Annotated in this window: 24 protein-coding genes; 14 read left to right on the top strand and 10 right to left on the bottom strand. The window is 69.8% G+C overall.

The features are described from left to right. Positions 1-38 precede the first annotated feature (38 nt). Positions 39-803: an SH3 domain-containing protein gene (locus KHU32_RS23440; protein WP_213669815.1), complete on the bottom strand. Its 765-nt coding sequence runs from the start codon at positions 801-803 to the stop codon at positions 39-41. A gap of 59 nt (positions 804-862) precedes the next feature. After that, positions 863-2,560: a thiamine pyrophosphate-dependent enzyme gene (locus KHU32_RS09250; RefSeq protein WP_213669814.1), complete on the bottom strand. Its 1,698-nt coding sequence runs from the start codon at positions 2,558-2,560 to the stop codon at positions 863-865. A 160-nt stretch (positions 2,561-2,720) separates the two neighbouring features. Here KHU32_RS09250 and KHU32_RS09245 point away from each other — a divergent pair, with 160 nt between their 5' ends. The 5 genes from KHU32_RS09245 to KHU32_RS09225 are packed head-to-tail and all read left to right on the top strand — an operon-like array spanning position 2,721 to position 7,193. Beyond that, positions 2,721-3,371 (top strand): PepSY-associated TM helix domain-containing protein, encoded by a 651-nt coding sequence (locus KHU32_RS09245; RefSeq protein WP_213669813.1) that lies wholly within the window; start codon positions 2,721-2,723, stop codon positions 3,369-3,371. A gap of 8 nt (positions 3,372-3,379) precedes the next feature. Continuing rightward, positions 3,380-3,895, top strand: a complete 516-nt coding sequence (locus KHU32_RS09240; protein WP_213669812.1) for a DUF2271 domain-containing protein — start codon at positions 3,380-3,382, stop codon at positions 3,893-3,895. Between the two features lie 20 nt (positions 3,896-3,915). Then, positions 3,916-4,740 carry a DUF4198 domain-containing protein gene (locus tag KHU32_RS09235; RefSeq protein WP_213669811.1) on the top strand — a complete coding sequence of 275 codons (825 nt, stop codon included), beginning with the start codon at positions 3,916-3,918 and terminating at the stop codon, positions 4,738-4,740. A 56-nt stretch (positions 4,741-4,796) separates the two neighbouring features. Beyond that, the gene (locus KHU32_RS09230) at positions 4,797-5,723 is read left to right on the top strand and encodes an FAD:protein FMN transferase (RefSeq protein WP_213669810.1); all 927 of its coding nucleotides are present in this window, start codon (positions 4,797-4,799) and stop codon (positions 5,721-5,723) included. A gap of 3 nt (positions 5,724-5,726) precedes the next feature. After that, the gene (locus KHU32_RS09225) at positions 5,727-7,193 is read left to right on the top strand and encodes a sulfite reductase subunit alpha (RefSeq protein WP_213669809.1); all 1,467 of its coding nucleotides are present in this window, start codon (positions 5,727-5,729) and stop codon (positions 7,191-7,193) included. Between the two features lie 21 nt (positions 7,194-7,214). Here KHU32_RS09225 and KHU32_RS09220 read toward each other — a convergent pair whose 3' ends face one another. Then, a complete protein-coding gene (locus KHU32_RS09220) occupies positions 7,215-7,637 on the bottom strand; it encodes a YciI family protein (protein ID WP_213669808.1) in 423 nt (140 codons plus the stop codon). 227 nt (positions 7,638-7,864) lie between these two features. Between KHU32_RS09220 and KHU32_RS09215 the strand changes: the two genes are divergently transcribed. Next, positions 7,865-8,911, top strand: a complete 1,047-nt coding sequence (locus KHU32_RS09215; protein WP_213669807.1) for a lipid A deacylase LpxR family protein — start codon at positions 7,865-7,867, stop codon at positions 8,909-8,911. A gap of 67 nt (positions 8,912-8,978) precedes the next feature. Here the strand turns inward: KHU32_RS09215 and KHU32_RS09210 are convergent, their stop codons facing one another. The 3 genes from KHU32_RS09210 to KHU32_RS09200 form a co-directional block, all read right to left on the bottom strand. Further along, positions 8,979-9,971 (bottom strand): ABC transporter ATP-binding protein, encoded by a 993-nt coding sequence (locus tag KHU32_RS09210; RefSeq protein ID WP_213669806.1) that lies wholly within the window; start codon positions 9,969-9,971, stop codon positions 8,979-8,981. Beyond that, a complete protein-coding gene (locus tag KHU32_RS09205; RefSeq protein ID WP_213669805.1) occupies positions 9,968-11,029 on the bottom strand; it encodes an ABC transporter ATP-binding protein in 1,062 nt (353 codons plus the stop codon). Before KHU32_RS09205 ends, KHU32_RS09210 begins: the two co-directional genes overlap by 4 nt. A gap of 103 nt (positions 11,030-11,132) precedes the next feature. Beyond that, entirely contained in the window at positions 11,133-12,833 is a 1,701-nt protein-coding gene (locus KHU32_RS09200; protein WP_213669804.1) for a Na/Pi cotransporter family protein, read from the bottom strand. Positions 12,834-13,155: 322 nt separating this feature from the next. On the opposite strand from KHU32_RS09200, the gene KHU32_RS09195 reads away from it, so the two are divergent. From KHU32_RS09195 to KHU32_RS09185, 3 genes are all read left to right on the top strand, one after another. Further along, positions 13,156-13,392, top strand: coding sequence for an Lrp/AsnC ligand binding domain-containing protein (locus KHU32_RS09195; RefSeq protein WP_456315940.1), 237 nt, complete (start codon positions 13,156-13,158; stop codon positions 13,390-13,392). A 186-nt stretch (positions 13,393-13,578) separates the two neighbouring features. Continuing rightward, a complete protein-coding gene (locus KHU32_RS09190) occupies positions 13,579-13,818 on the top strand; it encodes a hypothetical protein (RefSeq protein ID WP_213669803.1) in 240 nt (79 codons plus the stop codon). A 256-nt stretch (positions 13,819-14,074) separates the two neighbouring features. After that, the gene (locus tag KHU32_RS09185) at positions 14,075-14,341 is read left to right on the top strand and encodes a hypothetical protein (protein ID WP_249680923.1); all 267 of its coding nucleotides are present in this window, start codon (positions 14,075-14,077) and stop codon (positions 14,339-14,341) included. Here the strand turns inward: KHU32_RS09185 and KHU32_RS09180 are convergent, their stop codons facing one another. From KHU32_RS09180 to KHU32_RS09170, 3 genes are all read right to left on the bottom strand, one after another. Beyond that, complete coding sequence (locus KHU32_RS09180; RefSeq protein ID WP_213669802.1) at positions 14,342-15,859, bottom strand: amidase; 1,518 nt, start codon at positions 15,857-15,859, stop codon at positions 14,342-14,344. It abuts the gene before it with no gap. A gap of 69 nt (positions 15,860-15,928) precedes the next feature. Further along, positions 15,929-16,378, bottom strand: coding sequence for an EF-hand domain-containing protein (locus KHU32_RS09175; protein WP_213669801.1), 450 nt, complete (start codon positions 16,376-16,378; stop codon positions 15,929-15,931). 174 nt (positions 16,379-16,552) lie between these two features. Next, positions 16,553-18,205: a gamma-glutamyltransferase family protein gene (locus tag KHU32_RS09170; RefSeq protein WP_249680922.1), complete on the bottom strand. Its 1,653-nt coding sequence runs from the start codon at positions 18,203-18,205 to the stop codon at positions 16,553-16,555. 150 nt (positions 18,206-18,355) lie between these two features. Between KHU32_RS09170 and KHU32_RS09165 the strand changes: the two genes are divergently transcribed. From KHU32_RS09165 to KHU32_RS09155, 3 genes are all read left to right on the top strand, one after another. Beyond that, the gene (locus KHU32_RS09165; RefSeq protein ID WP_213670857.1) at positions 18,356-18,697 is read left to right on the top strand and encodes a tRNA-binding protein; all 342 of its coding nucleotides are present in this window, start codon (positions 18,356-18,358) and stop codon (positions 18,695-18,697) included. Continuing rightward, the gene (gene gpt / locus KHU32_RS09160; RefSeq protein ID WP_213669800.1) at positions 18,697-19,176 is read left to right on the top strand and encodes a xanthine phosphoribosyltransferase; all 480 of its coding nucleotides are present in this window, start codon (positions 18,697-18,699) and stop codon (positions 19,174-19,176) included. The genes KHU32_RS09165 and gpt overlap by 1 nt, the downstream gene beginning before the upstream one ends. Before the next feature lie 85 nt (positions 19,177-19,261). After that, positions 19,262-19,693, top strand: coding sequence for a DoxX family protein (locus KHU32_RS09155; RefSeq protein ID WP_347265531.1), 432 nt, complete (start codon positions 19,262-19,264; stop codon positions 19,691-19,693). A gap of 24 nt (positions 19,694-19,717) precedes the next feature. Here the strand turns inward: KHU32_RS09155 and KHU32_RS09150 are convergent, their stop codons facing one another. Next, a complete protein-coding gene (locus KHU32_RS09150) occupies positions 19,718-21,034 on the bottom strand; it encodes a hemolysin family protein (protein WP_213669799.1) in 1,317 nt (438 codons plus the stop codon). 157 nt (positions 21,035-21,191) lie between these two features. Between KHU32_RS09150 and KHU32_RS09145 the strand changes: the two genes are divergently transcribed. Next, the gene (locus KHU32_RS09145; protein ID WP_213669798.1) at positions 21,192-21,464 is read left to right on the top strand and encodes a hypothetical protein; all 273 of its coding nucleotides are present in this window, start codon (positions 21,192-21,194) and stop codon (positions 21,462-21,464) included. Between the two features lie 21 nt (positions 21,465-21,485). Then, positions 21,486-22,217, top strand: a complete 732-nt coding sequence (locus tag KHU32_RS09140; protein ID WP_213669797.1) for an SOS response-associated peptidase — start codon at positions 21,486-21,488, stop codon at positions 22,215-22,217. Positions 22,218-22,221: the final 4 nt, after the last annotated feature.

The following is a 22,221-nucleotide window of genomic DNA, read 5'->3' as shown; positions in this document are numbered from 1 at the left end:
AGCGAGGCGCCGGGGAGTCAATCAGGCCAGACGCGAACTCAGTGCCCAGGGGCCTCGAGGACCGAGGAGTGAATCCAGCCGATGGCGTTGCCGTCGCGCCCCACCTGGTACCAGCCGCCGGGTGCCTCGGCGATCACGTCCAGCGTGGTGGAGGGCGGAAGGACGCCGATGACCTCGCCCCCCACCGGGTTGCTGCGGAGGTTGGCGCCGGTGCGGGCCCAGGTGACGACGGTGCTGCGCGAGGCGGGCAGGCTTCCCGCCTGCAGGGGCGTTGGCGGCGCCGCCGGCGCGGCCGGCTGCGCGGCGGGATCCGGCACGGGCCCTGGCGACACGGCGGGCGGCGGCGCCGCGATGGGATCGGATGCGCCGGTGATCGGCAAGGGCGGATAGCTGCGCGCCATGGCGCGGTTCGTCAACGGCCCGCCGCCGTCGAAGCAGCGATCCACCATCTCGAGGAAGACCCGCGTGGCCTCCGGCCCCGTGGCGCCGAGCGTGAAGTTGGTGACGCGCGCGCCCTCCCCCTGGAAGGAGACGACCGCGACGAAGGGGATATAGGGATCGCCCGCCCCGCCGCTGGAGCGGCCGCAGACGGCCACCGTATCGGCCAACGCCTGGGAGAAGACCTGCATGCCCCGCAGCTGCGTCTCCTGGCCTCGCAGCCTTTCCCGCAGCGCCGCGGTGGCGGCATCGCGGGCCGACGATTGCTGCGTGGCGGAGGCCGGCGCGGAGGCCGGGGTCTCCTTCTTCTCGTCGCAAGCGCCGAGGAGAAGGAGCGGGAGAAGGAAGGCCAGGGATGCTCTCACGGCGAAAGGATACCGCCCTTCGCCGTGCCCCGCATACCCTGGAGTGAAACCGGGCGCCCTTACTTCTTGGCGCCCGCGCCCTGCGCGCGCAGGTCGGAGATGGTCGCGCGGTTGGTCACCTGCTCAGGGTTGGTCCGGATCTCGATGATCGCCGGCTTGCCGCTCGCCACCGCCCGCTTGTAGGCCGGCACCAGCTCCTCGGTCGTCTCGACCAATTCGCCATGGCCGCCGAAGGCCTGGATGAAGAGCGAAAAGTCCGGGTTGGTCAGCAGCGTGCCGCTGACACGCTCGGGATAGACGCGCTCCTGGTACATGCGGATCGTGCCGTACATGGAGTTGTTGAAGACGAGGATGATCGGCGCGACGCCGTGGTGGAAGGCGGTCGCGATCTCCTGGCCGGTCATCATGAAGCCGCCGTCGCCGACGAAGCAGATCACCTGGCGATCAGGGAAGGAGATGGCCGCGCCGATCGCCGCCGGCACGCCGTAGCCCATGGCGCCGTTCGTCGGGCCGAGGAAATCCTGGCCCTCCTTCACGTGCATGAAGCGGGTCGGCCAGGTGGCGAAGTTGCCGGCGTCGGTCGCGAAGATCGCGTCCTTCGGAAGCTCCTTCTCCAGCGCCTGCAGCGCCTTGGCGAGGTTGATCTTGCCTTCGTAGTTCGGTGCCTCGGCCTGCTCCTCGCGCGCGGCGCGGACCTGCTTGCGCCAGGCGCCCCACTTCGGCTTCTTCACCTTCTCGCCCTTGAGCGCGAGGGCGAAGGCATTGAGGTCCGAGGTGATGCCGAGTGCGGGGCGATAGACGCGGCCGATCTCGGCCTGGTCCGGATAGACCTGCACCAGCGGCGTCGCGCCCGCCATGTCCAGCAGCGTGTAGCCCTGGCTCACCGGCTCGCCCATGCGGGTGCCAAAGGCGAGGATAAGGTCGGCCTCCTTCGCGGCGGCCACCAGCTTGCCATCCGCGCCGACACCGAGGTCGCCCGCGAAGTGCTTGGACGTACCGTCGAAGAGACCCTGGCGGCGGAAGGAGACGGCGGTCGGGATGTCGTTCGCCACCACGAAGTCGCGGATGGCGTTGCGGCCTTCCTCGGTCCAGCGGCTGCCGCCGATGATGGCCAGCGGGCGCTCGGCCTTGGCGAGCAGCTCCATCATCCGGGGAATCGCGTCCGGCGCGGGGTGGGCCGGCAGCACATCGGCCGGGCCGATATCGGGCACGGAGACGAGGTCCTTCTGCATCTCCTCGGAGATGGCGACGACCACCGGGCCCGGACGGCCGCTGACGGCCACGTCGAAGGCATGGGCCATGATCTCGGGGATGCGGTCCGCATCGTCGATCTGCGTCACCCACTTGGCGAGGGGCGCGAACATCTTGCGGTAGTCGACCTCCTGGAAGGTCTCGCGGTCCGTCTCGATGACAGGAATCTGGCCGACCAGAAGGATCAGCGGCGTGCTGTCCTGCATGGCGACATGCACGCCGATCGAGGCATGGCAGGCGCCGGGGCCACGCGTGACGATGGCGACGCCCGGCTTGCCGGTCAGCTTGCCATGGGCTTCGGCCATATGGACGGCGCCGGCCTCGAAGCGGCAGGTGATGAGCTCGATGCGGTTGCGGACGGAATAGAGCCCGTCCAGCAGGTCGAGATAGCTCTCTCCCGGCACGGCGAAGACATGCGTGGCACCCTGCGCCACCAGTGCATCGGCCAGCAGCTTACCGCCGCTACGCTCGGTGACGGACTTACCCTGCTTCGACGACTTCGCCATGCAACACTTTCCCCCGGGGACAGAAACGCCGGGAAGCTAGACCGGGTTAACCGGCACGTCACTTCCACCCCCCGCGAGAACGTTCACCTGTTTGTTACGTTACGAGATTTGCACGTCACCACCGGACCGTCTATTTGCGAATAATTCTCAACGAGGCCCCATGACCCCGTCCAAGTCCGGTACGATCAGGCCGCCGCTCGCAGGGGGCCGGCGCTCCTTCTGGCTGAAGCATCTGCACCAGTGGCACTGGATCAGCTCGGCGATCTGCCTGATCGGCATGCTGCTTTTCGCCGCCACCGGCATCACCCTGAACCATGCGGGCCAGATCGAGGCCTCGCCGCGCACGACCTCGCGGACGGCGACTGTGCCTGCCGCGCTGCTGGAGGCGCTGCCCCCCACCCGGGGCGAGGTGAAGGCCCCCCTTCCCCCCGCGCTGCGCGACTGGATCGCCCAGGAGTTCCGCATCACCGCCGGCGAGCGCGTAGCGGACTGGTCGGCCGACGAGATTTATCTGGGCCTGCCGCGCCCCGGCGGCGACGGCTGGATCACCATCGACCGCACCACCGGCGAGGCGCAGCACGAGGTGACGACCCGCGGCTGGGTCTCCTACCTCAACGACCTGCACAAGGGCCGCAACGCCGGCGCGGCCTGGAGCCTGTTCATCGACGTCTTCGCCGTCGCCTGCTTCGTCTTCTGCCTCACGGGCCTGTTCCTGCTGCACCTGCATGCAGGCAACCGCGCGGCCACCTGGCCCATGGTCGGACTCGGCCTCGCCATCCCCGTGATCCTGATCATCCTGTTCATCCATTGAGAGGTTCCATGCGTTTCCTCCCCTCCCTCGCCATCGGCGCCGCGGTGCTGCCTGCCGCCGCCGGCGCCGCCGAGCTGAACGTGACGATCGAGATCCCGACGCTGACGGTGGCGGAGTACCATCGCCCCTACGTGGCGCTCTGGGTCGAGCGGGCGGACCAGTCGGCCGCCGCCAACCTCGCCGTCTGGTACGCCACGCGCCTGCGCGACAACGAGGGCGAGAAGTGGCTCAAGGACATGCGGCAATGGTGGCGCCGCACGGGCCGCGAGCTGCGCATGCCCATCGACGGCGTGACCGGCCCCACGCGTGCGCCCGGCCGCCACGTGCTGCGCTTCGACGCGAACAGCGGTCCGCTCGCGAACCTGCCGGCCGGCCAGTACAATCTGGTCGTCGAGGCGGCGCGCGAGGTCGGCGGCCGCGAGCTGCTGCGCGTGCCCTTCCAGTGGCCGCCGACCGCGCCGCACACCGCCGCCGCCCAGGGCTCGACCGAGCTCGGCGCCTTCTCCGTCTCCGCCCAACCCTGAAGAAGAAAGGTCCGTCGATCATGACCCGCCTCGCCCTTCGCCGCCTCCTCCTCGCCACCGCCCTGGCGCTGCCGCTGGGCAGTGCCCTCACCGGACAGGCGCTGGCGCACCGCACCTGGATGCTGCCCTCGGCCACCGTCCTCTCGGGCGAGGACCCCTGGGTGACGGTCGACGCCGCCATCTCCAACGACCTCTTCTACTTCGAGTTCTTCCCGATGCCGCTGGACGGGCTGACCATCACGGCGCCGGACGGCAGCCAGGTGGCCGCCCAGAACCAGTCGCGCAGCCGCTTTCGCAGCAGCTTCGACTTCCAGCTGACGCAGCCCGGCACCTACCGCGCCGCGGTCACCGGGGACGGCCTCTCCGCCAATTGGCGCGAGGGCGGCCAGCCTCGCCGCTGGCGCGGCACGCGCGAGGCCTTCGCCCGCGAGGTGCCCCAGAACGCCGAGAACCTGCGCGTCACGCTCGGCGTGCGGCGCGTTGAGTTCTTCGTCACCCGCGGCGCGCCGAACGACCGCGCGCTCCAGCCCTCGAACGAGGGGCTGGAGATGGTCCCCGTCACGCATCCGAACGACCTCGTGGCCGGCGAGCCCGCGCGCTTCCGCCTGCTCCTCGATGGCCGCCCCGCGAGCAACGTGACCGTCGAGATCGTCCCGGGCGGCAACCGCTATCGCGACGCCGTGAACGACCAGAAGGTGACGACCGGCGCCGACGGGCTTTTCGAGGTCCGCTGGGGCGGCCCGGGCATGCATTGGATCGGCGCCTCGGTCCGCGACGACCGCTCAGGCATCCAGGGCGTGCAGCGCAACGCCTCCTACGTGGCGACGCTCGAGGTCCTTCCCTGAGCCGGATCCTCGTTCCGGAGCTCACGGCGCCGCTCGCACCTCCCAGGCCGGGTGAGGTGCGGACGCTCGGCGGCGCCACCATGGGGACGACCTGGTCGGTGCGCTATGCGGGCCAGGCGGAGCCCGCCTCGCTCCGTCCCGGCATCGAGGCCCGGCTGGAGCGTGTCATCGCGCAGATGAGCGGTTGGCAGGCGCATTCGGACCTGTGCCGCTTCAACGCGGCGCCGGCAGGCTCCCGCCACCGCCTACCCGCGGAATTCGCCACCGTCCTTGCCTGCGCGCTGGAGATGGCCGAGCTGAGCGGGGGCGCCTTCGACCCCAGCATGGCGCCGCTGGTCGATCTCTGGGGCTTCGGGCCCGTTCCCGCCGCGAAGCCGATACCCGAGGCCGACGAGGTCGCGGCCGCGCTCGCTGACGTGGGCTGGCGCCGGCTGCGCCTGGAGGAAGGCTGCCTCGACCAGCAGGGCGTCACGCGCCTCGACTTCTCCGGCATCGCCAAGGGCTATGCGGTGGACCTCGTCGCCGAATACCTGGCCTCGATCGGCCTCGTCTCCTTCCTCGTGGAGATCGGCGGCGAGCTGCGCGGCCAGGGCATGAAGCCGGACGGCTCGCCCTGGTGGGTCGCGCTGGAGGCGGTGCCCGGCGCCGTGCGGACGGAGGAGGATTTCCTTCTGGCCCTGCACGGCCTCTCGGTCGCCACCTCGGGCGACTACCGGCGTTTCTTCGAGCAGGACGGTCATCGCTACGGCCACACGCTGGACCCGCGGACCGGCTGGCCGGTGGCCAACAGCCTCGCCTCCGTCACCGTGCTGCATCCGAGCTGCATGCGGGCCGATGCCTGGGCTACCGCGCTTTTCGTGCTCGGCCCGCAGGCGGGGCTGGAGCTCGCCACGCGCCACGGCATCGGCGCGCTGCTGGTCTCGCGCGAGGAAGGGCGCCTCGTCGAGCACATGTCCCCCGCCTTCGCCTCCATGCTGGACTGAGCCTTGTCACCCGAGACCGAACGCTACCTGACCGCCGCGGCGGTGCTGCTGACCTATGCCGCCTTCTGCGGCCTCGTGCTGTGGCGCCGGCGCCGGAAACACTCGCTCGCGCCCATCGGCGGCAAGACGGGCAACGATCCCGTCCTGGTCGCCTATGCGAGCCAGACCGGCTTCGCGGAAGAGGTCGCGCGCCGCAGCGCGGAGGCCCTGCAGGAAGGCGGCGTGCCGGCGCGCCTCGCGCCCCTGGAGGCGCTGGATGGTCCGGCCCTGGCCAAGGCGGGGCGCGCCGTCTTCGTCATCAGCACCACCGGCGAGGGTGACGCGCCGGACCACGCGACCCGCTTCGTGCGGCGCGTGATGGGGGAAAGGGCAGCGCTGGAGAAGCTGGACTACGGGCTGCTCGCGCTCGGCGACAGCTCCTATGCGCGCTACTGCGCCTTCGGCCGCCAGCTCGATGCCTGGCTGCAGACCCAGGGCGCCACCCCGCTCTTCGACCGCATCGAGGTGGATGACGGCGACGGCGGCGCGCTGCGGCACTGGCAGTATCATCTCGGCAAGCTCACCGGCGGCCCGGCGGCGCCCGACTGGGCACCGGCCCGCTTCGCCGAATGGCGGCTGGTCGAGCGGCACCTGCTCAACCCCGGTAGTCCCGGCGGCCCGGCCTATCACCTCGTGCTGGAACCCACGGAGGGCGGCGCGGAATGGCAGGCCGGCGATATCGCGGAGATCGGCCCCCGCAACGCCCGCGCAGCGCTCGACCGCTTCCCGCCCTATTTCACCGAGGCCCTGCGCGACCGGATGCTGCCGGACGACCCCGCCGAGCTCGCCGGCGCCTCGCCCGAGCAGGCGCGGGAGCGGCTCAAGCCCCTGCCCCACCGCGAATACTCCATCGCCTCGATCCCGGCGGATGGCCGGCTGGAACTGGTGGTGCGCCAGGCGCGGCATCCGGATGGGCGGCTGGGCATCGGCTCCGGCTGGCTGACGGAATACGCGCCGATCGGAAGCCCCATCGCGCTCCGCGTCCGCAGCAACCGAAGCTTCCATGGCCCCGACGGCGGCAGGCCCATGATCCTGATCGGCAACGGCACGGGCATCGCCGGGCTGCGGGCGCATCTGCGGGCCAGGGCGGCAGGCGGGCGCAAGGACAACTGGCTCGTCTTCGGCGAGCGCACCCGCGCGCAGGACTACCTGTTCCGCGGGGAGATCGAGGCATGGGCCGCCAAGGGCATCCTGGCACGGCTGGACCTCGCCTTCTCCCGTGACCAGGAGCGGCGCCTCTACGTTCAGGACCGGCTGCGCGAGGCGGCCGACACGCTGCGCGAATGGGTCGCGAAGGGCGCCGCCATTTATGTCTGCGGCAGCCTCGAGGGCATGGCGGCGGGGGTGCATGCGGCCCTGCTGGAGGCCCTCGGCCAGGAGGAGCTGGAACGCCTGGCCGAGGACGGGCGCTACCGCCGCGACGTGTACTGAGCGCGGGCCGGGACTATCCCGTCAGCGCCCGGCCGCCTTGTCCCGGGTCCGCTGCTCCATCTCGATGATGTCGGGCGTCAGGGCCTCGCCGAAATCCGCCATCTCGAAGATCGGCCGGATCTCGATCTCGCTCGGCCCCGGCATGGGATTGGGGCATCGCTTCACCCAGGCCACGGCCTCCTCCATGTCCTTGACCTGCCAGATCCAGAAGCCGGCCACCAGTTCGCGCGTGGCCGGAAAGGGGCCATCGGCCACGGTACGGCGGGCCCCGTCGAAGCCCACGCGCTTGCCTTTCGAGGAGGGTTGGAGCCCTTCCGCCGCCTGGAGGATGCCGGCCTCCGCCAGGGCCTCGTTGAACCTTCCCATCTCCTGCATCAGCTCGGTCGAGGGCATCTGGCCCGTTTCGCTGTCGGACGTGGCCTTCACCAGCACCATCACACGCATCGCATCCTCCTTGACGCGGTTCGGGGCTTTCCAGCCCTCCCCCCAAGGACGTTCGGCGGCCACGTCATCCGACAGGCCTTGAGGCGCCGTTTGCGGGAGGCAGGGTTGCGCCATGCGAGGCAACCTCCGCGGCCTTCGGCCATTTAGCTCCCGACCATGAACACCCGATCCATGCCCGCGCCACGGCCATCTCTCGGTTCCGGCGGCATCGCGGCGGCCCCAGGAGTATGAAAGCCATCGATCCGCGTTTTCACGGCGTTCTCGGCGCCCTTCTGATCCTGGGCGGCACCGCTGCGGCCCAGACCTCGCCCATTCCCCCGTTGGGCGTGCCCAGCAACGAGCCGCAGATCCCCGATCCGCGCGGCACTTTCTCCTTCATGCTGGACAACGATCTCTTCGCCGGCACGGACAAGAACTACACCAGCGGCTTCCAGTTCGACTGGCGCTCGCCCTCCTACGACCCGCCGCCGTGGCTTTCCGCCATCACCGGGCGCATGAGCCTCATCTTCCCCCAGGGCGGGACGCAGCGCTGGGGCCTGTCGCTCGGCCAGAACATCTTCACGCCCGAGGACACCGCCCGCCGGAACCCCGACCCGCTGGACCGCCCTTATGCGGGCTGGCTGTTCGGTGCCATCTCGCTGGCCTCCTACACGCCCACCTCCTACGGCAGCATCGAGCTGCAGATGGGCATCGTCGGCCCCGGCGCGCTGGGCGAGCAGTTCCAGAACGGCGTGCACCGCATCCGCGGCTTCGACCTGGCCGAGGGCTGGAGCCATCAGCTGAAGGACGAGTTCGGCTTCAACGTGATCGCCGGCCGGCAATGGCGCTGGAACTACGAGACCGGCATCGAAGGCCTGCAATACGGCTTCGTTCCCAGCCTCACGGCGAGCCTCGGCAACGTCTACACCTATGCCAGCGCGGGCATGATGATCCGGCTCGGCAGCAATCTGGGCGCCGATTTCGGGCCGCCGCGCACCCGCCCCGCGCAATCGGGCTCGGCCTTCTTCCAGCCCCAGGGCGACGGTTTCGGCTGGTATGTCTTCGCGGGCGTCGAAGGTCGTGCGGTCGCGCGCAACATCTTCCTCGACGGCAATACCTGGCGCGACGGGCCGCGCGTGGATCGCGAGCCGCTGGTGGGCGATATGAGCGCCGGCGTCGCGGTCATGTTCCGCCGTGCGCGGCTGACGGCGACCTACACGATCCGCAGCCGCGAGTTCGAGACGCAGCACGGCAACTCGCAATACGGCTCGATCGCGGTCGCCTTCCGCTTCTGAGGCGCTGGAGCATCACCCGATCAGATGGAGCCATCTGGTCGGGCAGAGACGCCAAAAAGACCGAACGCTAGGCCCCGTCGCCCACCAGCACGCAGCGTGCCTGGCGGCCCGGAACGGGCGAGGTCAGCGGCGGCACGCGCTGCAGGCAGTCCTCGCGCACATGGGGGCACCGCGGCGAGAAGGCGCAGTCCGTCGGCGCCATCTCCAGCGTCGGCGGCGCGCCGGGGATGGTGGTCAAACGCTGGCCGCGCAGGCCCGCATGCACCGTGGCGCCCAGCAGGCCCTGCGCATAGGGATGCAGCGGCCCGGCCATGAGGCCCGCGACGGGCCCCTCCTCCACCACCCGGCCGGCATACATCACGGCCACGCGATCGGCGATCTCCCCGGCGACGCCGAGGTCGTGCGTGACGAAGATCACGCCCATGTCGAGCCGCTCCTGCAATTCGCGCAGCAGCAGCAGGACCTGGATCTGCACCGTGGCGTCGAGCGCCGTGGTCGGCTCGTCCGCCAACAGCAGCTTGGGCCGGCAGGCGAGCGCGACCGCGATCATCGCGCGCTGGCGCAGGCCGCCGGACAGCTCGTGCGGATAGGCGTCGAGGCGCCGTTTGGCCGAGGGGATCTGCACCAGCTCCAGCAGCTCCAGCGCCCGCGCATTGGCGACGCTGCGCGAGGCGCCTTCATGCCGCTGCACCGTCTCGGCGATCTGCCGCCCGATGGTGAAGACGGGATCCAGGGCCGTCATGGGCTCCTGGAACACCATGGCGACGTCGGTCCCGCGGAAGTTCGCGAGCTGCCGCTCGCTCATCGCGTTCACATCCTTGCCCGCGACCTCGATCCCGCCCGAGACGCGGGCGAATTTCGGCAGCAGCTTCATCAGCGCGCGCAGTGTCACCGACTTGCCCGAGCCGCTTTCGCCGAGGATGCAGAGCACCTCGCCGGCGGCCAGATCCAGGTCGACGCCGTTCACCGCATGCACCGTGCGGTCGCGCGTGGCGAAGGTCACCTTGAGGTCGCGTAGCCGCACCAGCGGCGCGGGGTCCGGCTTCAGCACGGCGCTCATGCGACCATCTCCGCCAGCGGCGCCTCGTAGAGCCGACCGGCCAGGGGGTGCCCGCTCCCTGCCGAAGCCATGTGGCAGGCGACGACATGCCCGTCCCCCAGATCGGCCATGATGGGCTTCCGCTCGGCGCAGACCGCATCCGCATAGGGGCATCGCGTGCGGAAACGGCAGCCGGAGGGCGGGTTCACCGGGTTCGGCGGATCGCCGGTCAGCGGCGGCGTGGTGCGGCGCTTCGCCGGGTCCATCGAGGGGCGGCTGTCCAGCAGCGCGCGGGTATAAGGATGGCCCGGCCGGTCGTAGATGGCGCCCACGGGCCCCATCTCCACCACCTCGCCCAGATACATCACCAGCACGCGGTCGCTGATATACTGCACGACGTTGAGGTCGTGGCTGATGAAGACATAGGTCAGGCCGAACTCGGCCTTGAGGTCCAGCAGCAGGTTCAGAACCTGCGCCTCGACCGACTTGTCGAGCGCCGAGACCGGCTCGTCCAGGATCACCAGCTTCGGCCGCAGCGCGAGGGCGCGCGCGATGTTGATGCGCTGCCTCTGCCCGCCCGAAAGCTCATGCGGATAGCGCCGCGCGAAATTCTCGGGTGCGAGGCCGACGGCCGCCAGCAGCTCGCGTGCCCGCTCGATCGCCTCGGAGGCTGAAAGGCCATGGACGCGAGGCGCGAAGGCGATCGTCTCCTCGATGGTCAGGCGCGGGTTCAGCGAGGCGTAGCTGTCCTGGAAGACCATCTGCACCTGGCGACGGTATTCGCGCAGGGTCAGGCCGCCGGCGCTCTCCTCCACGGCGCGGCCCTCGAAGAGCATGGTTCCCGCATCGGGTTCCATGAGCCGCATGAGCAGCCGCGCGGTCGTCGACTTGCCGCAGCCGGATTCCCCCACGATGCCGAGCGTCTCGCCATCGCGGACGTCGAACTCCACCCCATCCACCGCCCGCACGACGGCCAGGGTGCGGCCCAGCAATCCTCCCTTCAACGGGAAATGCTTCTGCAGCCCCCTGATGCTGAGAAGGGGTCGCGCGGTTCGTCCGCTGTCTTCGATCGTCTCCATGCAGGCAGGATAGCCTGAGCTTTCGCGAAGCCGCATCGGGATTTGCGAGCTGAATCGCTCCGGCAACGACCTGCTGCCGGCTTCCTGGGCAGGCTTCGGCGCCTCAAGCCCGCGCGGGCGTCACTCCATGGTCGCGGCCCGACGGGCGCGGCGTGGGATCGCGCTGGCGCAGCCGGCTTTCGGCCAGCTCTCCGGCCGCTTCCAGGATCGGATAGGCCACGGAGGTGAGATGGCCGTGGATGCGCTTGAGGTCCCGGATCATGTCGAGATGGATGGCCGAGGTCTCCAGCGATTCCGCCACACCCTCGCGCAGGCGGGCGAAGTGCTGCTGCGCCGCATCGCGCTCGGCCGCGCGCAGCCCGGACTTGTCGGCGAAGAGCCGTCGCGCCAGGCCGATGTCCCGCGTGGTGAAGACGTTCAGCGAAAGGCGCATGGTCTCCATGATCCGCGCATGGAAGGCGTGCAGCTCGGCGAGGCCATCCGCCGAGAAGGACAGGCCGAGGCGCCCGCGCTTCTCGGCCAGTTCCATCAGATTCTTGTCGAGGATGTCGCCCACATGCTCGAGGTTCATGATGAAGCCGAGGATCTCGACGGCGCGGCCGCTCTCCTCCTCGCTCAGCTCGGCGCGCGAGGTCTGCACGATGTAGAGCTTGATGGCCTCGTGCAGCCGGTCCACCGCATCGTCCGCCTGCTCGACGGCCTTGATGCGCAGCGGATCGCCGGTCTCGATCGCATGCCAGGAATCGCCGAGCATGCTGCTCACACGCTCGCCCAGGCTGATCGCCTCACGCGTGGCGCAGGCCAGCGCCTCGGCCGGATTGTCGAGCACCGAGGGGTCCAGGTGGCGCGGCGCGCCGGCATCGGCGCTCAGCTCGGCATCCGGAATCCAGCGCTCCAGCAGGCGCACGATGACATTGATGAGCGGCAGGCCGACCACCGAGCCGCAAAAGTTGAAGCCGGTATGCGCCATGGCGACCAGCGTCGCAGGATTGGGGAAGACGGTGCTCAGCGCCTCGCCGATCGGATGCGCGAAGGGGATCAGCATCGCCGCCGTGCCGCCGCGGATGAGGAGATGGCCCCAGGCCGCACGCCGGGCGGCCGCATTGGAATGCGCGAGCGACAGCACGGGCGCGATCGCACCACCGGCATTGGCGCCGAGCACCAGCGCCACCGCCAGTTCCGGGCCCACCAACCCAGAACCGGCGAGCGAAAGGGTCAGCATCACGAAGGCCAGGCTGGAATGCAGCATCACCGTCAGGACGGCACCCAGCAGGAAGCCCAGCAGCTTCTCGGCCGCCAGCGTGTGCAGGATCATCGCCATGACCGGGGAGTCGCGCAGCAACGCGATGGCATGGTCCATCTGCGTGAGCGCCAGCAGGATCAACCCGAGGCCGATCGCCAGCCGCGCCGTGCCCTTCCGGCGATCGGTATGGGCCGTGAGGAAGAGCGGCACGCCGACGGCCAGCAGCACCGACCAGAGCCACTTCACATCGAGCGCCAGCAGCTGCGCGGCGAAGCTGGTGCCCAGATCGGCGCCCAGCATCACCGCCAGCGCCGCCGAGGTGGAGACCAGCCCCTGCCCCGCGAAGGCACCGATGATCACGGCCACCGCCGTCGAGGATTGCAGGGCGAAGGCGCCCGCGATGCCGCCGCCGAAAGCATTCATCCGGTGCCGCGCGGCGGAGCCCAGCGCGCGACGCAGCAACGTCCCGTGCGCGCGCAGTACGCCCGTGCGCACCATCCGGACGCCCCAGAGGAGAAGAGCCACGCTTCCCAGCAGCAACAGGAGAATTTCGGAGCCCATGCGCAGTCTCACTGAAACAATTCTGTCATAATGTGAGGCCGGTAGCGCGGATTTTCCAGTTCTTTCGGGCTCGAACCGTTTCGATATCAACCCAATTGAAAGTGCTGGCGGTCCGTCAGGCCTTGGTCGGCACGGCCGCTTGCAGCGCCGTGGGCGCCGAGCCTAGAACACCGGCGAAGGCGGCTGTCGGAAAAGTTGGCGCGAAGCGCAGCGCCGCTGACAGCGCCAATGCGATACGAGGGCGGTAACCGGCTGTCAGGATTGGGCAGCCGGGCTCACAACCGACTGACATAACGAGGGAATGATGCGAGCCATATTCGTCATGATCAAATGCGAAATGGGCCGGGCCTACGGCGTCGCGCGCGAAATGGCCGATACGATCGAGGAGCTTTCGGAGATGCACTCCACCTCCGGTCAGTACGACCTGCTCGGGAAGTTCTACCTCGAGCCCGACCAGGATATCGGCCTCTTCGTCGTGGAGAAGGTGCAGAGCGTGGCCGGCGTGAAGGACACCTACACGCTGCAGACCTTCAATGCCTTCGGCGGCGGGCGCGGCTGACGCGGAACCGCGCCGCAATTCCGTCATGGCGCCGCCGCGGCCGGCACAATTCCGCCCGCACGCGCCTTCAAGACACCCTTTCCCTGCCATCGGCGGGGGGCAGATTGCTCCCAGAGGATGCAAGAAACCCCCTCGCAGGTCCGGCGCCGGAAACGCCGGGCCGATGCTCCCGAAGGAGCCCGACCGATGCGCAAGCTTCTCCCTGTCCTCGCTCTCTCCAGCCTCCTGGGCTTCGCCGCCTGCACCGACCCTTACGGCCGCCCCGATCCGCTGGCGACCGGCCTGCTGGGTGCCGGCATCGGCGCGGCGGCGGGCCTCGCCATCGCCTCCGCCTCGCAGCCCCGCTACCACGGGCCGCGCTATGCCTCCGGCTATGGCTATGGCCGCCCCTCCTACGGCTACGGATACGGCCGCCGCGGCTGGTAGCTGCCGACACCCCATGAAACGACCGAGGGCCCGGACGGCATCCCGTCCGGGCCCTCGCTGCGTCAGCAAGCCGTCATCCGGCCCGCCGCCCTTCCGCCTTCATTCCGCCGCGGCCGGCGCAATTCCGCCGGCAGGCGCCTCGAAGAGACCCTTCTGGCGCCATGGTCGGGGGGCAGATTGTCAATCAGAGGGAAAGGAACCCCTCCGATGCGGTCCTGAAAGCGCCGCACCGCCTGCTCCTGAAGGGAGCCGTGACATGCGCAAGCTTCTGCCCGTTCTCGCCCTGGTCGGCCTCGCGGGGCTCGCCACAACCGCCAATGCCCATGGCTACGGCTATGGTTACGGCTACGCGCCTCCCCCCGCCTATGGCTGGGGCAGCCCGCCGGCCTATGTCTACGCCCCGCCTCCGCCGCCCCCGCCGCCGCGCTACTACGGCTACGGCTGGGGACGTCCGGCCTATGGCTGGGGGCGTCCCGCCTATGGTTACGGCGGCGGCGGTTGGCATCGCCACGGCGGCTGGTGATCAGCTCTGCGTGTAGGGCACCTGGTCCCAGGTCTTGAAGCCCGGGCGCGACGAGATGGCCGGCGCCTTCTCGAGCGCCGCGAGATCCGGCAGCGGGCGCGCGAATTCGGCATCGCCCGCGAAGGCCGCCTCGATCGCCGCCGCCACCTGGAGCAGCAGCACGTCGCCGCCGCGCGGCCCCACGATCTGCAGGCCGAAGGGGAAGCCCTTCTCGTCCACGCCGACCGGGAAGCTCATCGCCGGGTGGCCCGTGAGAGTCACGTAGTAGGACAGGCTCAGCCAGTGGAAGTAGGTCCGCACCGGCTCGCCGTCGATCACCGCGGGGTAGAGCTCCAGCCAGGGGCGCGGGCTCGTGCAGATCGCCGGGCTGACGAGGATCGAGTGCTTCTCGAAAAAGGTCTGGAAGCCGCGATAGATCTGCGTCTGGCGGACCAGCGCATTGGCCTGGTCCTGCAGCGAGTAGCCCAGCGCTTCCTCGACATTCGCATGCAGGTTCGGCCCGCAATCCTGCGGCCGGTTCTTCACCTTCTCGACATGGGCGGTGAGCACGCCGGTCGAGCGCAGGACCTCAAAGGCCTCATCGCCGCCCGTGACGTCGGGATGGGCTTCCTCGGCGCGGGCGAACATCGGCGCCAGCGCCGCCACCACCTTGCGGAAGGCGCGGCGGACAATGGACTCGGTCGGCGCCTGGCCGAAATCCTCGGTGAAGGCGAGCGTGAGCGAGCCCAGATCGGCGGGCGCGATCGGGTGATAGAATTCCGGCCGCTCGCGCATCTTGCGGCCATGGAAGGTGTAGGAGAGCGGATCCACCGCATCGTCGCTCGCCATCGCCGACATCATGAGCGCGAGGTCGGCCGTGGTGCGCGCCATTGGCCCAAGCATCGGCAGCGGCGACCAGCCATGCGGCCGCCGCGAGCTAGGCACCAGGCCCGAGGAAGGGCGGTAGCCGATGATGCCGTTGAAGGCCGCCGGGTTGCGGAGCGAGCCGCCGGTGTCGCTGCCCGAGGCCAGCGGGACCATGTTGGTCGCCAGCGCCACGGCCGAGCCGCCCGACGAGCCGGCCGCGTTGAATTCGGGATTGAAGGCGTTGCCCGTGGCACCCCAGACGAGGTTGCGGCTGTTCGCGCCCAGGCCGAATTCCGGAACATTGGTCTTGCCGACGATGACGCCGCCCTGCGCGCGCAGGTTGGCGACCATGTGCTCGTCCTTCTCGGGCACGTGGTTCGCGAAGATCGGGCTGCCCCAGGTGGTGCGCAGGCCCTTGGTCTCCTCGAGATCCTTGATGCCCAGCGGCAGGCCGTGCAGCAGCGGCAGCGGATCGCCCTTCATGGTGGCGGCATCGGCCGCCTTGGCGGTGGCGCGCGCGGCCTCTTCGTCCATGGCGGTCATCGCGTTCACCGCATGGTTCACCGCGCCGATCCGGCCGAGGCAGGATTCCAGCAGCTCGGTGGCGGAGAGCTTCTTCGAGCCGATGAGGCGGCGGGCCTCGACGGCGGTCAGGTCACAGGGCTCGGTCATCTCGGAATCTCCAGCGTTGGGAGGATCATCCCCGCTTCCGGAGAGCGTGCAACCCGTCGTGCCGGCGATTCAGCTGCCTTCGACCTCCAGGACCATGAACTCCGCGGCGACGAAGGGGTACAGCTCCTCGAGGCTGACGACGCCGTCGCCATTGGTGTCGAAGCTGCGGAAAGTGGCGCCCATTGCGCCTGGGGGAAGCGTCCGGCCGCCCACGAGGAGGATGCCGCCGGGGCGGTCCTCCATACCGAGCAGGCCCAGCGCCGCCGCCACATCGACCGTGAGGAGCGACTCGAATTCCCGCGGCGTCAGGCCGCCGCTCCGGTCCGAATCGGCCGCGTGGAAATCCGCGAGCGCGAAGAGCCAGGCTTCCTCGAAGGTGACGTCGCCATCCTGGTCGAGGTCCCGCATGCCGAGCAGGAGATCGGAAGAAGCCGGGTTGCCGGCCCGGGCCTCGGGCGCCCCGAGCAGCCCGCCGGCGAGAAGCAGTGCCCCGAAAGCCATCGCCCGCATCAGCGTCATGCTCGTCTCCCTCAAGGGCGGCGGAGTGCCGTTCCGATGCGGCCAGACTGTGGGCCGCGCGTTACCCTGGCATGACGGGGCAGGTATCGCGTGGTGAGGAACTGTGACGGGCCTTGACGAAAAACGCCCCGCACGTTGCCGTACGGGGCGTCTTCGACGTCAAGGCGGAAGGGCTCAGTAGCCCAGCGCGCAGCCATCCTTGCGCGGGTCGCTGCCGCCGATGAGCACGCCGCGCGAATGGTCGATGTAGATCGCCTGGCCGCCGCCATGCGGCTTGGAGATCGGCACGCAGCTGTGGCCCAGCGCGTCCAGCTTCGCCACGACCTCGCGGGGGACGCTCGTCTCGACCTGGACCTTGCCGTCCTCGGGGAAGACGCGCGGCGCGTCGAGCGCGGCCTGCGGATCCATGCCGTACTCGAACATGTTAGACAGCAGCAGCGACTGGCCCATCGGCTGGAAATGGCCGCCCATCACGCCGAAGGGCATGACCGCCTTGCCGTCCTTCAGCGCCATGCCGGGGATGATGGTGTGCATCGGCCGCTTGCCCGGCGCGATGCAGTTCGGGTGGCCTTCCTGCAGGCGGAAGCCGAAGCCGCGGTTCTGCAGCATCACGCCCGAGCCCTCGGCCAGGATGCCCGAGCCGTAGCTCTTGAACAGCGAGTTGATGAAGGAGCAGGCGTTGCCGTCCTCGTCCACCACGCAGAGGTAGACGGTGTCCTTGTGCTTGGGCAGCAGCGTGTCCGGCGCCGGCGGCACGACCATCGCATGCGCGTCGAGGATCTGCTTGGCCATGCCGTGCAGGTATTCGTCGGAGAGCAGCGTCTCGGTCGGCACGTCCACGACATTCGGATCGGCGATGAAGGCGTCGCGGTCGCGATAGGCCAGGCGCGCCGCCTCGATGTGGCGGTGGAAGCGCTCGGCCGAGATGGGCTCGCCCGGCGTCTGGAAGGTCTCCAGCATGCCGAGCATCATGAGCGTCACGATGCCCGAGCCGTTCGGCGGGCACTCGTAGATCTCGAGGCCCTTCCAGGCGCGCTTGATGGGCTCGACGAACTCGGCCCCGCGCAGCGCGTTGGCGAAATCCTCCTCGGTATGGACGCCGCCCAGCGCGCGCAGCGTCTTCACGATGTCGGCCGCGACCTCGCCCTCATAGAAGCCGCGGGCGCCCTTGGCGGCGATCGCGCGCAGGGTGCGGCCGAGCGCGGGGAAGCGCATCACGTCGCCGACCTGCGGGGCCGCGCCATCCTTCAGGTAGTGGCGGGCAGCAGCCTCGTTGGCGGCGAGCTTGGAGGCGGCATCCGCCCAGTCCGCCGCCACGCGCGGCGCGACGACGAAGCCTTCTTCCGCGAACTTGATGGCGGGCTGCAGCAGCGCGTCCAGGCCCTTGCGGCCATGCGCGGCGTTCAACGCCTCCCAGGCCGAGATCGCGCCGGGGATGGTGACGACATGGGCGCTGGTGTCGACGAGTTGGTTCACGCCGAGGCTGCGCAGCTTCTCGGGCGTCGAGCCCGCGGCGGCCCGGCCGGAGCCGTTCATCGCATAGACCTTGCCGGTGCCGGCGGGGGCATAGAGGCAGAAGCAGTCGCCGCCGATGCCCGTGCTCTGCGGCTCGATGACGCCCAGCACCGCGACGGCCGCGATGGCGGCGTCCATGGCGTTGCCGCCGGAGCGCAGGATGTCGAGCGCCGCCAGCGTGGCCGCCGGCATGGAGGTCGCGGCCATGCCGCGCATCGACACGACGGGGCTGCGGCCGGGGGTGTGGAAATCGCGGGTGCGATAGTCCTGGAGGAAGCCCGGGCGGCTCGCCAGGGACGAAATGACATTCATGAGACGTACTCCCCACCAACACGCTGGCGAGGCGCCAGGATAGCGGAGATCGCCGCCCGGGCAATCGGTGGCCCCCGCCCTGCCCTCGAGGCCCTGCCTCGCGCCCTGAAAGGCTTGGCGCCACCCGGTGCCATCCGCTATGCCCCGGCCATGGCGGACACCATCACCTATGAAGATTTCGAGCGCGTGGAGATCCGCGTCGGCACCATCGTCGACGCGAAGCCCTTCCCCGAAGCCCGCAAGCCCGCCATCCAGCTCTGGGTGGATTTCGGCGAGGCGCTGGGCGTGAAGACCAGCTCGGCCCAGATCACCGCGCATTATGCGCCTGACAAGCTGATCGGGCGCCAGGTCACGGCCGTGGTCAATTTCCCGCCCCGCCAGATCGGCCCCTTCCGCAGCGAGGTCCTGGTGCTGGGCCTGCCGGACGAGACCGGAGGCATCGTGCTGGTCCGGCCCGACTTCGCGGTGCCCGATGGCGGGCGGCTCCTCTGATGGCCGCGCCGCATTATTTCACGGTCACCTGGGACCAGCTCCATCGCGACAGCAAGGCGCTCGCCTGGCGGCTGCTCGAGCGCGGCCCCTGGAAGGGCGTGGTCGCGATCACCCGCGGCGGCCTCATCCCGGCGGCGATCGTCGCGCGCGAGCTCGAATGCCGCATGATCGAGACGGTCAGCGTCATTACCTATGACGAGGAGGACCGCGGCGAGCCCAAGATGGTGAAGGCCCCCGTCGCGGCCGGCGACGGCACCGGCTGGCTGCTGGTGGACGACCTGGTGGACACGGGCACGACGGCGCGGCTGGTGCGCGGCGTGCTCCCGGGCGCGCATTTCGCGACGATCTACGCCAAGCCCGCCGGCAAGCCGCTGGTGGACACCTTCGTGACCGAGGTCAGCCAGGACACCTGGATCCTCTTCCCCTGGGACACCGAGGTGCAGTTCGTGGCGCCCATCGCCAAGTCCGCGCCGCGCTGACCGCGACTGACGCGACAAAGCGTCGGTTGCCCTGGGCCATCCCTGCTCCTAACGCGCAGCTTCCCTTTCTGATGGAGAGCCTGTCGTGAGCGCCGATCCCCTTCCCTCCGCCGCGCCCCGGCCGGTGGCCGGCCTGCTGGAATCGAGCGCGCTGCGCGTGGTCGCGCGCATGCTGCTGACGGTGCCCTTCTGGACGAGCGGCCTCGCCAAGCTCGCCGATTTCGGCGGCACGACCGCGGAGATGGCGCATTTCGGCCTGAACCCGCCCGCGGTCTTCGCGATCGCAACCATCCTCGTCCAGCTGGGCGGCTCCGCCCTGGTGATCCAGGGGCGGCACGCCTGGCTCGGCGCGGGCGCCCTCGGCCTCTTCACCGCGCTGACGATCCCCCTCGTCCACAACTTCTGGGCGCAGGAGGGCGAGCGGGGGATGCTGGCGATGTTCTTCGCGCTCGAACATATCGGGATGATCGGCGGCCTGATGCTGGCCGCGATCCTCTGCCACCGGCGGGCCTCCTAGGCGGGCGCGCCGGTAAGGGCTGCGTCAGGGAGCCAGGGTCGGGGGCGTCGGCTCCTCGCGCGTGGCCAGCACCTTGTCCACGCGGCGGCCGTCCATATCGACGATCTCGAAGCGCCAGCCGGAATGCACGATCCGGTCGCCCTCCTTCGGCACGCGCTCCAGCAGCGCCAGCATCAGCCCCGCCACGGTGTGGTAGGCGCTGGACTTGGGCGGCGGCTCGAAGCCGAGCAGGCGGTCGTTCAGCTCGTCCATCGCCATCATGCCGTCGAGGAGCATCGAGCCGTCGAAGCGCTCCACGGCCGAGGGCTTCTCGGACTGCGGGGCGGGGCCGAGCTCGCCGACGATCGCCTCCAGCAGGTCGGAGGCGGTCAGCACGCCTTCGAAGCTGCCGTACTCGTCCAGCACCAGCGCGAGCCCCAGCGGATCGGCCCGCAGCCGCTCCAGCGCGGCCAGGGCGGAAAGCCCGTCCGGCATCGCGACGGGCTGACGCAGGACGCTCCCGATATCGAGCGGCGCGCCTTCCAGCATCTGGTCCAGCAGGTCCTTGGCCGCGACCACGCCGAGGACATTGTCCACGCGCCCGTCGGAGACGATGAAGCGCGTGACCGATTCCGCCCGCAGCGCCGCGGCGATGTCCTGCGGGGCCGCGTTGCGGTCGAGCCAGGCGACCTCGGGCCGCGGCGTCATGAGGGCGCGCACCGGCCGGTCCGCGAGGCGCAGGACGCGCTCGATCATCTGGCGCTCGCTGTGGTCCAGCGCGCCGGCATGCACGCCCTCCGCGACGACGGCCTTCACCTCTTCCTCGGTGACGCTCTGGTCGGTCGGCACATGGGCGCCGAAGAGCCGCAGGATGAGCGCCGAGGATTGCGACATGAACCAGATGAAGGGCGAGGTGATCCGGGCCAGCGCCGTCAGCGGCCGCGCCAGCATCGAGGCCACTTTCTCCGGGTTCCGCAGGGCCAGCTGCTTGGGCACCAGCTCGCCCAGGATCAGGTTCACATAGGTGATGGCGAGCACGACCAGGGCGAAGGCGACCTCGTGTCCGAAGCCGGTCAGGAACGGGATCTGGTTCAGCACCTCGCCGACCGGTCCCGCAATGGCCGCACCGCCGAAGACGCCGGCCAGGATGCCGACGAGCGTGATACCGACCTGGACGGTGGGCAGGAAGCGGTGCGGGTTCTCCTGCAGGTCCAGCGCCGCCGAGGCCCCCAGGCTCCCCGCCTTCTCCATGGCGAGGAGGCGCCCCTTCCGGGAGGAAACCACCGCGAGCTCGCTCATGGCGAAAACGCCATTCAGCAATGTGAGAAGCAGCACGAAGAGAATTTGGAGACCGATGTCCATACCTTGCTGCATAGCGCAAATACGGGGCCGAATGAATTGGCGGCGTTAGGGGCAGTTGCCCAAGTTCCGATCAATTAATAATTATTGTGAAAAAATTTGAGACATGTTAGCATTTTGGTAAGAGTTACACGCTCGAGACCCGATCGGAGCGAAGGCCTTGGCCCAGATCCTGCCCTTTCCCCAGACGCCGGAGGAACGCCTCCGCGCCGCCCTCCGCGGCCTCGACATGGCCCTGGCCGCGCAGAAGGAGGCCTTCGCCGACTTCCGGGCGAACCTCTCCGCCCTGGGCGGCGCCGTCTCTGGGCTGAAGGCCAGCCTGCACGATTATCGCGGCGCCCTCGACGACACCGCGCGCGACCTGCGCGCTGCGCAATCCTCGGCCCGCCGCCTCGAGGCGACCGCCGAACGATGGGTCGAAAGCGCGTACTGACGCCGCCGCAGGAAGACCGTCATGTGCGGCAGGTACATCCTCCAGCGCGATCCAGCGAAGCTCGCCGCCTACTACAAGACCAGCGCGCCCACGCCCAATTTCGCCGCCTCCTGGAACCTCGCGCCGACCCAGGACGGCCTAGTGGTGCGACGCCATCCGCAGACCGGCGCCCGGCACCTCGATATCCTGCGCTGGGGCCTCGTGCCGCATTGGGCGCCGGACGCGGCCGGCGGGGCACGGCTGATCAATGCCCGCTCCGAGACCATGACCGAGAAGCGCAGCTTCGCCGACGCCTTCGCGAAACGCCGCTGCCTCGTCCCGATGGACGGCTTCTACGAATGGCAGGGCGAGGGAAAGAAGAAGCAGCCCTTCGCCGCCGCGCTACGTAGCGGCGCGCCCATGTCCGTGGCGGGGCTGTGGGAGGGCTGGAAGCAGCCCGACGGGAACTGGCTGCGCACATATTCGGTCATCACCACCGCCTCGGCCGGGCGCCAGGCACTGATGCACGCGCGCATGCCGGTGATCCTGCCGGCCGAGGCCTGGGGGCGCTGGCTGGGCGACGAGCCGGCAGAGGCCGGGGAGCTGTTGGGGCTGATGCGGCCGGCGGAGGATGCGCTCCTCGCCTTCTGGCCGGTCGGGCCGCGCGTGGGGCGCGTCGCGGAGAATGACGCAGGCCTGCTGGCGTCGGCGGAGGTCGAATTGCCGGAGGAACTGGGAGGCCTGAGCGATCAGCCCCCCGATTGGGTGGGATGATCGT

The organism is Roseococcus pinisoli, assembly GCF_018413645.1.
GTDB classification, from domain to species: domain Bacteria; phylum Pseudomonadota; class Alphaproteobacteria; order Acetobacterales; family Acetobacteraceae; genus Roseococcus; species Roseococcus pinisoli.
The sequence above is the reverse complement of the archived record's forward strand: the minus strand, read 5'-3'. Positions and strand labels throughout refer to the sequence as shown.

Bases quoted from the DNA above. Each gene is read 5' to 3' on its own strand.
- KHU32_RS09190 (WP_213669803.1), top strand. From the start codon at position 13,579: ATGCGCAAGCTTCTCCCTGTCCTCGCTCTCTCCAGCCTCCTGGGCTTC.
- KHU32_RS09210 (WP_213669806.1), bottom strand. From the start codon at position 9,971: ATGAGCGCCGTGCTGAAGCCGGACCCCGCGCCGCTGGTGCGGCTACGC.
- KHU32_RS09170 (WP_249680922.1), bottom strand. From the start codon at position 18,205: ATGAATGTCATTTCGTCCCTGGCGAGCCGCCCGGGCTTCCTCCAGGAC.
- KHU32_RS09220 (WP_213669808.1), bottom strand. From the start codon at position 7,637: ATGCGTGTGATGGTGCTGGTGAAGGCCACGTCCGACAGCGAAACGGGC.
- KHU32_RS09215 (WP_213669807.1), top strand. From the start codon at position 7,865: ATGAAAGCCATCGATCCGCGTTTTCACGGCGTTCTCGGCGCCCTTCTG.
- KHU32_RS09245 (WP_213669813.1), top strand. From the start codon at position 2,721: ATGACCCCGTCCAAGTCCGGTACGATCAGGCCGCCGCTCGCAGGGGGC.
- KHU32_RS09165 (WP_213670857.1), top strand. From the start codon at position 18,356: ATGGCGGACACCATCACCTATGAAGATTTCGAGCGCGTGGAGATCCGC.
- KHU32_RS09195 (WP_456315940.1), top strand. From the start codon at position 13,156: ATGATCAAATGCGAAATGGGCCGGGCCTACGGCGTCGCGCGCGAAATG.
- KHU32_RS09150 (WP_213669799.1), bottom strand. From the start codon at position 21,034: ATGGACATCGGTCTCCAAATTCTCTTCGTGCTGCTTCTCACATTGCTG.
- KHU32_RS09200 (WP_213669804.1), bottom strand. From the start codon at position 12,833: ATGGGCTCCGAAATTCTCCTGTTGCTGCTGGGAAGCGTGGCTCTTCTC.
- gpt (WP_213669800.1), top strand. From the start codon at position 18,697: ATGGCCGCGCCGCATTATTTCACGGTCACCTGGGACCAGCTCCATCGC.
- KHU32_RS09185 (WP_249680923.1), top strand. From the start codon at position 14,075: ATGCGCAAGCTTCTGCCCGTTCTCGCCCTGGTCGGCCTCGCGGGGCTC.
- KHU32_RS09240 (WP_213669812.1), top strand. From the start codon at position 3,380: ATGCGTTTCCTCCCCTCCCTCGCCATCGGCGCCGCGGTGCTGCCTGCC.
- KHU32_RS09250 (WP_213669814.1), bottom strand. From the start codon at position 2,560: ATGGCGAAGTCGTCGAAGCAGGGTAAGTCCGTCACCGAGCGTAGCGGC.
- KHU32_RS09235 (WP_213669811.1), top strand. From the start codon at position 3,916: ATGACCCGCCTCGCCCTTCGCCGCCTCCTCCTCGCCACCGCCCTGGCG.
- KHU32_RS09140 (WP_213669797.1), top strand. From the start codon at position 21,486: ATGTGCGGCAGGTACATCCTCCAGCGCGATCCAGCGAAGCTCGCCGCC.
- KHU32_RS09175 (WP_213669801.1), bottom strand. From the start codon at position 16,378: ATGACGCTGATGCGGGCGATGGCTTTCGGGGCACTGCTTCTCGCCGGC.
- KHU32_RS09205 (WP_213669805.1), bottom strand. From the start codon at position 11,029: ATGGAGACGATCGAAGACAGCGGACGAACCGCGCGACCCCTTCTCAGC.
- KHU32_RS09180 (WP_213669802.1), bottom strand. From the start codon at position 15,859: ATGACCGAGCCCTGTGACCTGACCGCCGTCGAGGCCCGCCGCCTCATC.